This is a genomic window from Alteromonas lipotrueae, from assembly GCF_019249215.1.
Taxonomy (GTDB): Bacteria; Pseudomonadota; Gammaproteobacteria; order Enterobacterales; family Alteromonadaceae; genus Alteromonas; species Alteromonas lipotrueae.
In genome coordinates this window covers 45,665-59,695 of the sequence record NZ_JAESDI010000003.1, presented here as the reverse complement: position 1 = coordinate 59,695, position 14,031 = coordinate 45,665, and the positions used below count along the sequence as shown (strand labels likewise).

The 14,031-nt window shown below is 43.1% G+C and carries 12 protein-coding genes; 2 read left to right on the top strand and 10 right to left on the bottom strand.

Translation table 11 applies throughout. The features are described from left to right. Positions 1-38: 38 nt before the first annotated feature. Complete coding sequence (locus JKP82_RS03635; RefSeq protein WP_159532417.1) at positions 39-611, top strand: acyl-CoA thioesterase; 573 nt, start codon at positions 39-41, stop codon at positions 609-611. A 72-nt stretch (positions 612-683) separates the two neighbouring features. Here the strand turns inward: JKP82_RS03635 and JKP82_RS03630 are convergent, their stop codons facing one another. Continuing rightward, positions 684-3,044 carry a peptidase U32 family protein gene (locus tag JKP82_RS03630; RefSeq protein WP_159532419.1) on the bottom strand — a complete coding sequence of 787 codons (2,361 nt, stop codon included), beginning with the start codon at positions 3,042-3,044 and terminating at the stop codon, positions 684-686. 123 nt (positions 3,045-3,167) lie between these two features. Here JKP82_RS03630 and JKP82_RS03625 point away from each other — a divergent pair, with 123 nt between their 5' ends. Then, positions 3,168-3,926 carry a glutathione S-transferase gene (locus JKP82_RS03625; protein WP_159532421.1) on the top strand — a complete coding sequence of 253 codons (759 nt, stop codon included), beginning with the start codon at positions 3,168-3,170 and terminating at the stop codon, positions 3,924-3,926. Positions 3,927-4,004: 78 nt separating this feature from the next. Here the strand turns inward: JKP82_RS03625 and JKP82_RS03620 are convergent, their stop codons facing one another. From JKP82_RS03620 to gtfA, 9 genes are all read right to left on the bottom strand, one after another. Continuing rightward, positions 4,005-5,804, bottom strand: a complete 1,800-nt coding sequence (locus tag JKP82_RS03620) for a vanadium-dependent haloperoxidase (RefSeq protein WP_159532423.1) — start codon at positions 5,802-5,804, stop codon at positions 4,005-4,007. Between the two features lie 369 nt (positions 5,805-6,173). Continuing rightward, on the bottom strand, positions 6,174-7,067 hold the full coding sequence (locus JKP82_RS03615) for an aq_1923 C-terminal domain (protein ID WP_218395914.1): 894 nt from the start codon (positions 7,065-7,067) through the stop codon (positions 6,174-6,176). Between the two features lie 213 nt (positions 7,068-7,280). Further along, positions 7,281-7,775: a hypothetical protein gene (locus tag JKP82_RS03610; RefSeq protein WP_159532427.1), complete on the bottom strand. Its 495-nt coding sequence runs from the start codon at positions 7,773-7,775 to the stop codon at positions 7,281-7,283. Positions 7,776-7,790: 15 nt separating this feature from the next. Then, positions 7,791-8,849 carry a YHYH protein gene (locus tag JKP82_RS03605; protein ID WP_218395912.1) on the bottom strand — a complete coding sequence of 353 codons (1,059 nt, stop codon included), beginning with the start codon at positions 8,847-8,849 and terminating at the stop codon, positions 7,791-7,793. Positions 8,850-9,061: 212 nt separating this feature from the next. Beyond that, positions 9,062-10,714 (bottom strand): peptidoglycan-binding domain-containing protein, encoded by a 1,653-nt coding sequence (locus JKP82_RS03600; RefSeq protein ID WP_258544333.1) that lies wholly within the window; start codon positions 10,712-10,714, stop codon positions 9,062-9,064. 2 nt (positions 10,715-10,716) lie between these two features. Then, on the bottom strand, positions 10,717-11,067 hold the full coding sequence (locus JKP82_RS03595; RefSeq protein WP_159532433.1) for a hypothetical protein: 351 nt from the start codon (positions 11,065-11,067) through the stop codon (positions 10,717-10,719). Between the two features lie 17 nt (positions 11,068-11,084). Then, the gene (locus tag JKP82_RS03590; protein WP_218395908.1) at positions 11,085-11,375 is read right to left on the bottom strand and encodes a hypothetical protein; all 291 of its coding nucleotides are present in this window, start codon (positions 11,373-11,375) and stop codon (positions 11,085-11,087) included. Then, positions 11,375-12,190: a DUF8812 domain-containing protein gene (locus tag JKP82_RS03585; protein ID WP_218395907.1), complete on the bottom strand. Its 816-nt coding sequence runs from the start codon at positions 12,188-12,190 to the stop codon at positions 11,375-11,377. The genes JKP82_RS03590 and JKP82_RS03585 overlap by 1 nt, the downstream gene beginning before the upstream one ends. Before the next feature lie 284 nt (positions 12,191-12,474). Next, the gene (gene gtfA / locus JKP82_RS03580) at positions 12,475-13,956 is read right to left on the bottom strand and encodes a sucrose phosphorylase (protein WP_218395905.1); all 1,482 of its coding nucleotides are present in this window, start codon (positions 13,954-13,956) and stop codon (positions 12,475-12,477) included. Between the last annotated feature and the right edge of the window lie 75 nt (positions 13,957-14,031).

The window sequence follows — 14,031 nt, the reverse complement described above, 5'->3', positions numbered from 1 at the left end:
CTACAACTACATCGACTATAACAATATAAAGGTTAACTATGAGCCCACGTACTGTCGCATTTTCAAGAACACGCTTAACTGAACTAATGGTTCCTTCTTTTGCCAACTTTGGCGGAAAAGTCCATGGCGGTATTATCTTGTCTTTAATGGATAAAGTTGCCTACGCCTGTGCCAGTAAACATGCCGGCGCCTATTGCGTAACGGTTACGGTTGATGGCGTTGAGTTTTTACAGCCTGTGGAAGTGGGCGAGCTATTATCGCTAGACGCTACTGTGCATTATGTCGGAAACACTTCATTGGTGGTGGGTATTAAAGTCACGTCTGAGAACATCAAGACCAATAAAGTGAAGCATACCAATAACAGCTTTTTCACGATGGTGGCTAAAGACGACAACGGTGTGCCAGTAAAAGTGCCCGAGCTTGAACTCAGTAACCCTCACGAAATGCGCCATTTTGTCACGACGATTAAGCGTAACAAAGTGAAACGTGAAGCTCAGGCTAGAATACAAAAAGAGCACGATGACTTTATCCCAAAAGCAGATTTTGTATTGCTTGATAACCAACGCTGCACCATTACTTTCGATAAAGATGCCTCTTATACCCAAGAGTAGAATGCAAAAAAGCCCTTGGTGTTATTCAACAACCAAGGGCTTTTATTGATGCTTACACTTGTGTGCGTTAGCTTATAAACCAGCGTGGTACTGGCTTACCGTTGAAGCTGGCACCATATTATTTAGTGTGCCTTCTACGTGTTTATCACCGGCTAATAGCTGTTCGAATTGGCGAATTAGCGCTACCTTGTCGGGTGATACTTTACCTCCCGCGCCAATGTTGGTTAAGTCGATCATGAAGCCATCGAACAAGTCAGACAAATCGTTCATCACTTCCATATTTAAAAACTGATCTTCGTTGTAAATACTCGGATATCCGGCCTTTTGTTTATCAATGGCGAACGACATGCCTTTCACATTGGTAATGCTGGTTGATTTGTCGCACGAAAGCATACACCCGTTATCGATACGCGGTTTCTCGCAACCCACACTTTGTTGGAAGAAGCACTGCCTGCTGGTCATCAATAATATAGGATGATAAATACTGTAAAACAGTTTGAAGTTTTGAGGCCGTGCAATATTCTTCATTTGCATTCGATTAAGCTCGTTTGAAATAAACGCACCGTAACAATCGAAGTCTTCTTTCATCGCCATTAAAGCATACGAGTTGGTGGTATTTAAGAACGGCCCTGCAATCCACTTTATGCCTAATTCATTTGCCTTATAAGCAATACCGGTATTATTGGTTACAATTAATGGCGGCATGACTTGTTCAAGTATATTCACTGCCACATCGTAATCTTTGCCAATCAGCACCGCGGGGAACCACGGAATTAAACGCGGGTTATCTTTTAAGAAACCCACATACTTAGTGCAATTGCGCTTATAGGCATCTGGCAACTTAAAGTAAATGTCAGCATCCGTTTCATCGACTAACTGCACGTCTGCTTCATCACAAATTAACAACGAAAGCGCTGGCTGCTTATCGGCTTCGCTTTTGGGGTAACTTGTCAGCTTTGGTAATACCACTTCAGGAATTAGCGACTGTTCACCATTAAGCTGTTTCATGGCTTCATTTTTAAGCGCAGTAACATCGCGAAACGGCAAACTAAGGCCCTTACCTAGTTGTGTAACATCAAGATCGGCAATGCAGTATTCGCCGGTGCCTAAATTCCTAAAACGCTTCTCTAACAAGACTTCGTCTAGTGCATTTTTCTCGCTTTTCGATAACACGCCTTCAGAACGTAATATAATAGTTTTAGGGGCGATTGAATTGATGTTGTCTTTAACAGAGCCATCTTCAGTTATAGACGACTGACCCGCGGCTAAGCCATGTGTTTTAATAGTTAGGGTTAAACAACTTCCCTCTTCACCTGAAAAAGCCAGCGTAGTAGGTATTTTATCAATAGATAAATACTGAATTTTCTCTCTTACTAAGTCGTGTAGTTCGTTCTTTTCTTGATAAAGGGTTTGCTTCACTTCTTGTATCTGCACCACTGAAATACGGTTGACGTCTTTCGCAGACGCATCGCTTACGCTTTCTGTTTGTGCCGCTTTTTCGATAGCATGGTTTTTTGAGTTATCTCGTGGGTTATCAATAAACATCGATTGGTTCAAATCGCCACGTAAAAACGCGTTAGAAAAATCTCGGTTGAAAACCTTATAAAGGCGTTCGCCGTCTTCTAACAATTCGCCAGTTTCTAAAAAGCCATCTATTTGCTTTCTAAAACTGTCGATGACCGTATGAACGTAACTTGCGCCTTTTATCCGTCCTTCTACTTTAAACGAATACACGCCAGCTTCTATCAATGCCGGCAGGTCGAAAAAGGCTGAGTTATCTTTAATATTTAGCGGAAAGTTATGCCCAGATTCGGTGGTTTCATATTCTTCTCGACACGCCTGACTGCAGCGCCCTCGGTTACCCGAGTTCCCCGCACTCGCAGAAGTTGAATAACATAACCCTGAGAACGCCACACATAACGACCCATGCACGAACACTTCGGTTAGCACGTCGTGTTCACGGCTCACTTTAGTAATGGCAGTAATTTCTCGCAGGTTTAATTCTCTAGACAAATTAACCCGCGATGCCCCTAGCTTTTTAAGGAATGGGATTTGACCGATGTTGTGCGTGGTCATCTGGGTAGAGGCATGGATATCCAACGTAGGAAAATGCTTTTTGATAAGATTGAACATGCCAATATCTTGTACAATGACACCATCAAGCGTGGTATTAACCAGTTTGCTTAATAGCTTTGCAAGGGTGGGAAATTCTTTTTCAAGAATAACGATATTCAACGTTAAAAAGATTTCGCAGTCGTATTGGTGCGCCAAGCGAATAACGCCCACCAGCGCATCAAATGAAATATTAGACGCACGATTTCGTGCGTTAAAATTGTCTAACCCACAGTACACCGCATTGGCTCCCGCGATAATGGCGGCTTTAATCGCATCAACATCGCCACCTGGGGCTAATAATTCAATTTTCGGATTCATGTGAGTACTGTTCATGTAGATGCTATATTGTGGGAAATTTTATGCCGAGGATTTTACCTGCATATTTGCTCAATGAATATCATAACGGCAGATTAATCGCGGTAAATGGAGATAAAACCCCCAATGCCACCTTCAAAACCACATGCTAAGCCACAACAAGAGCAAAAAAGCGCACCCGCAATTACCCCAAAATATGAACCTCAGCGTGGTCAGTGTCCCATACTCTATTCGTTGCGCAATTGCCCTTATGCCATGCGTGGAAGAATTGGTTTGTTTAAAGCGGCGCAGGACGTTGAAGTGCGTGAAGTGGTATTAAGCAATAAGCCAGACGCTATGATTAAAGCGTCTGCCAAAGGTACGGTGCCCACCCTCGTATTGCTCAATCAAGACGGCACTAATACCGTGATAGATGAAAGTTTGGATGTGATGTTGTGGGCACTGCATCAAAACGATCCAGAAGACCTATTGCATCAGCAAGACCCCAATGCACTGCCTGCCATGCTGGCGTTAATTAAAACATTCGATGATGAATTCAAAACCCAATTAAATGCTTACAAGGCAGCCAAACGCTATCACGAAAATAACATCACCGAGTGCAGGCAAGCCTGTGAAGTTTACTTGCAAGATTTAGAAGCGCGTTTAGGTGCTGATAGCACTAGAGGAGGCATGGAAGATGAGCAAGCGGACCGATTTATCTTTGGCACAAAAGAAAGCCTAGCAGATATCGCCTTGCTGCCCTTTATTCGCCAATTTTCTAAAGTTGAACGAAAATGGTATCGAGAATCGCCCTACCCTAACCTAAAGCAGTGGCTAAACGGTTACATACAAAGCGTTATGTTTAATAAAGTGATGACGCAGTATGAACTGTGGAAGCCTACATAGATTGCCCTTAGGGAGGGAATCATAGGGAGATGTCATCTCTCCCTTAATCCCCTTTTGATCTCCCCCTAAAAAGCAGTGCTAACGCACTTGCCCCTCTGTAATAACCACTTCACTGCCGTCAAACCGGTGAAGCGTAAACGCGAGACTTTCTAACGGATTGTGTCCTATTGTTTGCTCTTGCAACATAGAAATAGCTATTTTCTCCCCCATTAAGAGAGATTGCTCATAGTCGGAATAGTAATGTACACCAGCCCAATCTCGCCCGATAGAAATGTTAGCCGCCAGCTTATTCAACTCCCCCTCAAGACTCAACGACTGACTTACTTTGACTACTCGTAGACGGCGGCCATCCGACGAAGGAATAAATGCGTTATCATGCTGGCGACAGTGCCTATCTACCGAAAAGTTTTCACCATCATTGGTGATATGTAAAAAACAACTCGCATCAAAAAACGCTTTTAAAATGGTCACGCATGCACCTGCAACCGTTGCGTGTCCAGCGCCATAAGATGGGTGCATTGGCGACCCCTCGGCAAACGCCATTGGCAATAGCAGATTGTTATCAAGCTTATCTGCCAAACCCGATGTTTCTATCACTTCGCGTATCTCTGCAAATTGAGGCTCGAAGCTAGCAGGATACGCTTGGCATTTGTCTAATCTCGCAGCCAGTGCTTCTGGGCGCAGACGTCGGTGCAGGTTAAATTTTTGATAGCGCACCGCTTTAAGAGCTCTAGTGGCAACCTCTGTCACCAATGACAGAATATGTGGCCCACCATACAGCGCGAAGCCCTGTTGTTTATAAGTTGTATCTGTTTCCCCCTCTTTTTTAGCGTAGGGGATCCTTTCTCCAAGGGGGGCTCCTACATTTAACAGCAATAAACACGCATTCAAATACGCTTGATATAGCGCATCATAGTGTACGTATGTCGCTAAATCTCTAGGGGTGGTTATAAAGCGTCTTTGGTCACCAACGTATTTTTCACAACCGCGAGCATCGCCGCCATTTTGAATATCTAACCACTCACTCCAGTCAGTCAAGTAGTCATCTGAACGTGCAAACCTCACCTTTTGATTGATGGTTTGAGCCCCGTAAGAAATTATGCCATCACTAGCATCATGTTCAGGTGATCCATCGTTCTTATTGTTTAGGCCATTATCACCCGTCAGTAGGAATTGTGATAGATAAGGGCCATCTAAATCCCCCTTTGAAATACCACGAAATGCATTCACTGGCGTAAAGGGGCCGCGAACATTGTCAGATGAAAAAAAAGGTATTCTGTTAAGGCATTCGACCACCGATTCAACGTGAGCGTATTTTGTGCTAACCCGCTTACTCCCCCATTCTTGCCCAACAAACTCCTTATAAACATTTTCATTCATTGAGAAAGCAGCAAAATGTGCGTCTCTAAGCAATGCCTGCGCATAAACTTCACCAATCTCAGCACTAAGTTCATCTTTGTTTTCCAAACCTGGAGGGGCTGGCATAGTGACAGAGTGACTATCTGGCCCCTGTAAATCATAAGTAAGGCCAGCTGCAGAACTTTCCCAGCCCCGCCATTTATAGTTAACAGTCGTACCAATAGGGGTGTCTAAGATATCTTGTGGATCACCAGTATTAATGCCTTTCACAAATTTCACAAAGTCGTCTTCGTTATACAATAAACCAGTGATTTCATTGTGCTGTAATCCTTTGGTAAAACTCATGGATTTTGAAGTAAGCATCTCATCATTGTTCGTTTTATGGATAGTCTCGGTAGGCGAGAGCGCTTCGTATTCGGACTCTATTCTTTGCCGAGCCACTTGGGCAGCTTCTTTTCGAACTTTCTCGCTATCAATGATGCGTTGCTCTTGTTCTGAACGTCTTTCTGGAAGGGCCATGGTGCTTTTTCCTTAAGTATTTTTTAAGTCAAATGAATGGGTGCCCCGTCTACAGCCTTCGACATCTAGGCAACCATAGGTTTATGTGCGGTGAAGCTCGAAAAGCTCGCAGCAAACATTGAGATTTTTTGTTCATTTTAAGATTTTATAGGAAGGTATGTGCTTCGAACGCAAATGAGTGAAGCGCTAGATGGTTTTTGCAGAACTAGTAATGCATAGATAGGAAGGCGGAATAAGCGCAAGGATTTGCCTGAAATTAAGGTGAATGCAAGCGTGAATAAAAATAACTGCATACCATTCAGGTACTGGGGACAACAGGGCTGCTCTTCCAGTGATGAGCAGCCAAATCAGGTGGTAAATTGAATACGCCTAATCTACCTCTATTTGAAACTTGCCATCTCGTATGAAAGTCGCCAGCGCGCCATTAGGGCCTGACATTATCGTCATAGGCACTATCGAAAAAGGTTCATCGCTTTCACGGTAAAGCGTAACTTCCCCTCCTTCAAGTAACGCAATTGTTCCTTCTAAAAGCATTTTTCTTTGCGGCTCAGACTGCTTCATTGCGTTTTTCAAACCATCGATTGCTTCATCGCGTAAATCATCAAGGCTTTTCTCGGCGGTAACTTGTGAAGCAAATAACCTATCAACCAGCCCATCTTCTTCTAACGAAAGGGTAAACTCACCAATTTCTATCGCAGCCATTAAGTGCTGCGCAATAAGCTCAGGGGCCGTTGAAATTGGGGCTTTTGTGAAAAGGTCTGTTGAAAGTGAAATACGGCCAGCGTCTTCCACATCGAAAGTCAGCTCTTTAATACGGTATTCGTTGTCATCTTCATTTACTTCAAAAGCAAAACGTTGATCGAGGGTTTTCCCTTCGTTCATCAGCATATGAACCAAAATTTCTTGAATATCATCTGGCGTATCATCAACACCTTGACCTTTATATTCAGAAAACGAGACACCAGAAAAGTGCACCTCTCCTTCAGTAGAATTCTCTAATGCTTCTTCGAAACCTGAAAGGGCAATGTTTTTAACCACGATATGCCCTTGTCTGTCATCACCAATGCGAATGTCGTCGATAGATACATCACCAAAAATAGTCGCACTTACATCGCGGTAAGAAACCTGAGTGGTAGCAGGGAGTTCAGCGATCATTTCATCTACTGCGTCTTTGGCTTTTGAGGAAGCATAAACGTTTCCTCCTACATAACAAACGCCAAGTGCAACCAAAACGCCCACAGCAAGCTTTGTGTTTTTACTCATTTAAGTATCCTTTCTTTTAAACAATCCCGAATTTCACACAATCAAATATCACTACTTTTTACAACCCGCAGAAACGGAATCTGCAAGGTGCAATATGGAAGGTGCAATATGAACAGTGCAACAAACAGATTGCTAAAACTAATGCTATAAGGCCATGGTAACGAATTTTAACAAAAAGGTATGCCGAAGAATGGTAGCGTCGCTACCGTCAAGTTAGAGAAGCAAAATAGTTGCAGTAAAGTTGTTCGACTTATTTAAAATAAATGACTGTTTATCTGCTGCCCACGGCGTAACGATTAGCTTAGTGGTGTGACGGTAGATGTCTTTTACTGCGCCGTTAGTAAGCACCATTTTTTGCGCGCTTTTGGGAAGCTTGATTTGGGTATAAACAACCGATGTTTCATGCCCAAGAGATACCGTACCTTCACCAAGTGAAACAGATTCATTTTCTGCGTTGATACTCAACGTTGCGCTAATATGGTTAAGAAGCTGCTCGTTAAATTCCTCAGGAGTAGTATAAGGGGTCTTGGAGAAGTGCAAACGCACTTCTTTTCTAAAAGCATCTAATGATGAGGTTACGGCTAAGCGCCACATATGGTTTTCTGTTTCCGTTAACCTGACAACAGAATAATCGAATCCGTGGGCATGAACGCTAATAGACCACCATAACAAGGTCACAATTAACACCGACTGTTTAACTACATTCATAATATACCCGCTGGATTACTCTGCCCACGCGCCATAAAAGCAATCTAAGAACTCGTTGCTCTCTAACGACAGTACATGATAATGGTAGCCACGAGTGTCGTCGCTGTGCCCTCTACATTCATCCAAATCTTCTGCTTCGTTACCGTTGTCATCTAACTTTGCGTACAAACCAAAACCATCAAGGGCATAGCCAATCATTGCCGCATGACTATCCGATTGCTCAATACGAGTTGTCATGCCGGTGTCGCCATGATAGTGATAACCTAAGCTGTTGTTTACGTGCCCACCTGCATCATCTACCGGCGCAATTTGATACCCAGCTAGAATAATATCGATGTCGGCTGGATGATCGAACCTAACACCATTGAATGCCAAGCCTCTTACTGAAGGTCCATACTCTACCCCTGCTACTTCTAACGTGGGGCCATCGCTCAGCTCAACCGGTTCGTCTTGCTTAATGGGTGTAATAGGGATGAGATAGGTCACTTGTGTACTTACCCACTCGGGCAAGCATTGAGCACACATGTTTGTGTATTTGTCTTCAATATTAGGATCTGCACCCTCTGCGCACTCCTCTGCGGTTTCCATTCTGCGAACGGTACCGTCGTCCTCGTACATCTTAAAGCCGGGGTCATCATAATAGGTGGCCAAGTTTTCAATGAAAGCGCCATCTAGATCATTTATTTCACCTTTGTCAAACCAAAGCCCCCCCTCTTCGGCAGTATCGTAAATTATTTCGGGGCACCAAGGGCCCATATCGTGCTCTTCTGCGGTGTGTTTTGATGTTATTTCGTAGCACAATGTTTGCGTACCATTCATCAAGGTACAGGATACAGTATCAATGCTGACGTTTTCTCCGGTAAGAAACAAAGTCGCATCGACATCTATTCCCGCCTCATCATTTTGCGCGTCGTCATCAGAACTATCATTGGTATCATCATTATCAGAAGTATCGTCAGAGCCATCGATTGCACTACTGTCGGTTACTTCAGTACTTGAATCACTTGAACCGCCACAGGCAGTTAAAAACAAAAATAGTGAAATAAAAGCAATTTTGAGCAGATCGTTATTCACGTTGTTTCCTTTGTAAAATATAAGGCACAGATTCAATTTACCGCCGCCTATCTATAACCCCGAGCAAAGCTGGGTAAACAAGTACTTAGCCAGCACACAGCCATACTCAGGAAAAAAATAATTACCGAACAACGACCTTACTAAATAAGTACGGGAAACAATGTGGAGAAAAAGTGGAAGTTAAAAATACGCGGTAAAGACACAGTCTGACATTAAGAAATTCGTGTTTTAAACAACGACTTTTGATGTGTAACGTCAAGTTCATACTTCTGAACAAGGGTGATTTGCTTGCTTATTGCCTTTATAGAGTTAGCAAGATTTGCCAACGAAAGTAGAGCTAAAAGCCAACCTACAGGTGAAGAAACTGTTCGTACGACTCGTTGCGCTATACGCAATAAATGACCAACAATAGTTAATCCTGCTACATAAAGTTTGGCTTGAAAAGCATACTGGGTTCTATCAAAACTAAGCTGCTCGTTTAGCGCTTTTGGGTCTATGCAGCAAAACTGATCAAAATCATTGTCATGGGCGAAACAAGCTTTAGAGGGCGTACCATAGTGAAACGCATTACCTTTTAAATACGACATGCCTGAATAAACAATATCGAACGCTTTCACGACACTCAAATAATTCTTGCGTGCTTTTTTGCTAATGTAACGTGCGATATTCGCAATCACTTCCTTTGTTTTTTCAAGCACGCGTTTTACTGCGCCAAATAGCCAACTTACCATTCGCTTTAATCCGTCGAAAATACCATTGGCTAGCCTGTTAAATTGTGCTCTTAACGCACTTTGCTTACTTTTACTTTGCCATAGTTGACTTACCGAAGCGTTCAATTTTTCACTGTCACTTTCGTCCACTTCTATGTCGGTGGATAGCGCAGAGAATGCCGCCATTAAAGCTGCGTTTATTGGGTGTCCCTTATCACTTATTTCATCACGTTCGAGCGCCACGGGGTAGTCAGAATAAAATTTTTTAATCGCGAGTTGAGTTTTGGATACGCTGATAAACGTTCTTTTTTTGAATCTTCTTGTAGCTCTTCTAATCGTTTGATCTTTCCCCGGTGAAATATCATAACCGAGCAACCAAAGCTCTACTCTGGCGATCGCTTCTATAGTTTTAGGGTACGTCGTAATTGCGGGTTCAAAGTGTGCATTGTCGCTTAACCTAGAAACGATATTGTCGTATTCAAATATGGCGTTGAGTAAATCCATATTCAATCCAGAGCACGAATTTCTCACTAGTCTCAGCTGCTTGGCAAACACACAAAACTGGTCAATCGCATTTTGAAAGTCGGCATTTTCGCTAGGGTTGATGATAGTTTTGGTGTGAATGCGATGTTTATCCCAATCGGTAAAAAAGCCGAGTGTATACAAACGACAATACACCGCTCGCATCACTGCTTTGTTTTGTAAAACCCCATCTTTAAATAGCCATAATTGGGGTTGATTTTCTGGCGTTGATTGCTGCCATGAACTTCTCCATTCCTCGCTAGAAGCATTTCGCCAAACATTGCCCCAGAATGCAGGACTTTGCTGGTTTTCAAAGCTTACTAAGCACTCCAATGCCTGCCATGTTAGCTTTCCGGCCCAACCGTCTTGGGTAATACCAGCATCATGTTGAAACTGCTTTATTTTTTTAATCAGTATGCGGTCAATCTGAGGGTTATGACGATTCGTGAATTTATGCCCTTCACCTAAGTAACCTAGCTCAATTAAACGGGATCTAATGGCGCGAATATAGGCAGAAGAATCTATTTCATTTGGGTTATCTGAAGCTAACGTTGCGTTGGGCAAATAATGCTTAGATACCGAAGCATCAAGCCCCATCCCCAACTTATCGACTGTGCCAAATTTGTCGTCCATCACTACAAATCCGCAATTTCCCCAACAATAGATCTCACAAACTCGATAGATGCTGCTCGAGATTCAGCGCCTGCGAGCACCAAGTCAGCATGAGCAAGTCGCTGTTCTTCGGTGATATCCTTATCGTAAAAAGCAACAATGTCGCCATCGATACTGGTTTGAGTGCTGGCCAGCACCTTAACTGCCACCGTGGTATTACCCATGGCAGAGGACATCACGTCATCAAATTTTAACGGCGCGGTATCCGTTGCGTTCAGTGTGACTGAGCCTTGAAATGTCACGACATCAAGTTTAGACAAATCGCCAATACCGTCTGCCATAGTTTGCATTGCGTCTTTGAACTTTCCCATCATAAAATTCCTTCTATAAATTAATAAAAAAGCAGCTTTATTGCCTTAACAAAGTTTGTATTAAACAGCGCTTTAAACAAGGGCAAAGCGGTGTCCTGAACTGCTGGTATAGATGCTGGTATAACTGCACTTTCTTCTACCATTTCCTGAGAAAATGAAGAGGTAGCCAAATGCTTGATGTCGTGCTGATTGTCGATTTCCAATCTGCCTTGGTATATTTCAACCCGGAACTCCCCCCTTTCGGCGAAGCGCTGATGTGCTCGGGTGTAAGCTTCGTATCGTAAATGTAAATCGTACTGAATCGTTTTCATTACGCCACCCTCACTAAGTCGCCAGCTAAATACCTTCTATCTGAATGCCTGACTAAATTAGCTTCATCGTCTCGCCGGTGTAACAATCCATCGAGCCCTCTGCCCTGCCACAATCGTTTCATCTTGGTAATTTGCAGCGCAATGCCAACGTAATCTTTGCTTAAAACCAAAGGTTTTATGGCAGCCATTTCTCGTCGTGAATCCCCTTTCAGGCTACCTCCACGGTTATACACTAACGAGACCAATGCAGTCTGAGCATCAGCATTCAAGTACTCGACACCTGGGTACGTAGATGTTGTTTTTTGTGCATATTTAGGCAGTGATGAGTGAACAAATACATGTTTCGCGGCATCGAAGGGCACCGTAACAGAACGTAAAGAAGAGACATATATTTTAGCGGCTTGCCCCTTCAGGCCACAAACCCGGGTAAGCTTCACCATATCAAAGGTACTAAGGAGCGACTGCCAGTCTGATTGAAATTGGCTTTTACTCGCGTAACCTAAATCGTAACCGATACCGATAGTGATCCCCGATTCACCTTTAGGCCACGTGGGATGGGTAAGCCGTTTTTCATAATATTGCTTTGAACTGATCTCATGCTGCACAATAAGGTTTATCCCCTTTTGTGAAAGAGTAAGGCTTATTTCATTTGAGTTGGCAGGCGTTATTGTTGAGGTAACTTGGGTCAGGCGCTCTTCGATGGGAAGTAACCGCTTTTCAAGGGCTGAAAGCGTTTCTCCGCCAAGCACACCATCAGGTGAAACACCCAAGTGTTGTTGAATTCTTTTTAGTCGCTCTGAAGTGGTGAAGTGCATTGGGCTGTGTCCATGCAACCTTGAAACATACTTCATTTCGATGGTTATTATTTAAACTTATTGAATATTAACTTAACACTATTTGCACAAAATACAACCAATTCAGTTTCAGCTTTGCGTGTTATCTGGAGGAAATGGTAAACGTATCAATCAAAGAGCAAGGCTTTGCGCTTTTTTATGAGGGTAACAAGCTGAATTTAATGATGAATAATCGGTAGTGACCCCGACTGAATAAATGAAGCCACTACCGCGTTTTTTTGTTTTTGTTCGGGCTAGAACAGAGACTATGCCGTGAGTTTCGCTAAAGAAAGGGTTGATTTTAGCCCCCCTTCTAGCAATGTGATATTTGCATCAAGCGTGCTCATTTCTATCCGTAATTCGGCGCGTTCTTCACCTAATGTCCAGACTAATAACAAAGTACCTGCATCTTCAGTAACAGAGAAATCGCCGTTAAACGCATTCGTATCGTTACGAATATGAATTAATTCAATTAGGCCTTTTACCACTGGCTTAGCGAGAGCTTCATCAATATCGCGTTCGCTTAAATAAGGGCGATTGATATCACGACCCACATTAGTTTTCGCTAGCAGCTCCATGTCGTTAGTCGCCCCTAACATCCCAGCATAATACACTTGTGGTACTCCTGGGCTGAAGAACTGTATCGCACGCGCGAGCAAGTAATTATAATCGTCCTTTCCTAACGCATCATAATAAGTGCAGTTAATTTGATACAGGTCGACATTACTCGCAGCTTCGCCAGTGGCCTTTCTCGACTCGCCATTCGAGTTAACATGAATGGTTTCTACCAAATTGTCGATTTGCGAGTTAGTCAAAAGCCCAGGCTTGTCACCGCTTGCTCCCACATCAACAATACCGATTCCATCATGGGTATCTAGTACGGTGAAGCAGTTGCGAGGGGAAATAGACAACCAATGCGCCAAGGCGGATGCGTCTTTGCTAAATAGGGTGTGCAATACCAATGGTGGAAGCGCAAAGTCGTAAACACTGTCACAACGAGACGCAATAGCAATTTGAGTTTCAAAATGGCTGTGAATTTCAACCAAGCTTTGAATGCCCATAGTGTGTGCCCGCTTGCTTAATGCTTCAATAAATTCAAAGGTTTCTTCTAACATGAAACAGTTGGTGCCAGCGCGTTTAATGGCATAACCTGCGGCATCTAAACGAATTAAATCGACATTACTTTGTGTAAAAGCTTCTAGGATTGATTCTAGGTATGCTTTACCCAAGTCAGACTCAACATCAATATCAATTTGATTAGCGGTAAACGTGGTCCAAAAAGGCACCACCTCTTTGTTATCTAACTCATACTCAGAGAAAAATGGCGTAGGGCGAGGCCTAAAGACCTTTCCAATATTGGTAATATTAGCCGCATCATCTTCGCTAAATACCGATTTTTTTGTTAAAAATAGCGGCCAGTACTGAGACTCTCGCCCCTGTTTAATCACATCTAAAAAAGGCTCACTTTGCGCAGACATATGATTCACTATTAGGTCTGCCATAATATTCATCGACTCACCAATCTGCTTCACATCGGCCCAACTACCCAAACGCGAATCAACGGTAGTATGATCGATAGGATCAAAACCTGCATCTTCACCATCGAATGGGTAATAGAAAGGTAAAATATGAACGCCTGTAAACAGCCCTTTTAACGTGGTGCTTAAAAGCGTATTGAGGCCAGACATATTTCCTTGACCCAAACGGTCTGCATAGGTAATGAGTTGAACACCATTGCGTAAAGGCATGAAAATTCTCCAAATAACGGGGTGCTGCGCATTGAAAAGCAAAATTGCACCGAAGACTTGCATTGCTTCTATGGC

Bases quoted from the DNA above. Each gene is read 5' to 3' on its own strand.
- JKP82_RS03615 (WP_218395914.1), bottom strand. From the start codon at position 7,067: ATGAGTAAAAACACAAAGCTTGCTGTGGGCGTTTTGGTTGCACTTGGC.
- JKP82_RS03625 (WP_159532421.1), top strand. From the start codon at position 3,168: ATGCCACCTTCAAAACCACATGCTAAGCCACAACAAGAGCAAAAAAGC.
- JKP82_RS03630 (WP_159532419.1), bottom strand. From the start codon at position 3,044: ATGAATCCGAAAATTGAATTATTAGCCCCAGGTGGCGATGTTGATGCG.
- JKP82_RS03610 (WP_159532427.1), bottom strand. From the start codon at position 7,775: ATGAATGTAGTTAAACAGTCGGTGTTAATTGTGACCTTGTTATGGTGG.
- JKP82_RS03620 (WP_159532423.1), bottom strand. From the start codon at position 5,804: ATGGCCCTTCCAGAAAGACGTTCAGAACAAGAGCAACGCATCATTGAT.
- JKP82_RS03590 (WP_218395908.1), bottom strand. From the start codon at position 11,375: ATGAAAACGATTCAGTACGATTTACATTTACGATACGAAGCTTACACC.
- JKP82_RS03600 (WP_258544333.1), bottom strand. From the start codon at position 10,714: ATGGACGACAAATTTGGCACAGTCGATAAGTTGGGGATGGGGCTTGAT.
- gtfA (WP_218395905.1), bottom strand. From the start codon at position 13,956: ATGCCTTTACGCAATGGTGTTCAACTCATTACCTATGCAGACCGTTTG.
- JKP82_RS03585 (WP_218395907.1), bottom strand. From the start codon at position 12,190: ATGCACTTCACCACTTCAGAGCGACTAAAAAGAATTCAACAACACTTG.
- JKP82_RS03635 (WP_159532417.1), top strand. From the start codon at position 39: ATGAGCCCACGTACTGTCGCATTTTCAAGAACACGCTTAACTGAACTA.
- JKP82_RS03595 (WP_159532433.1), bottom strand. From the start codon at position 11,067: ATGATGGGAAAGTTCAAAGACGCAATGCAAACTATGGCAGACGGTATT.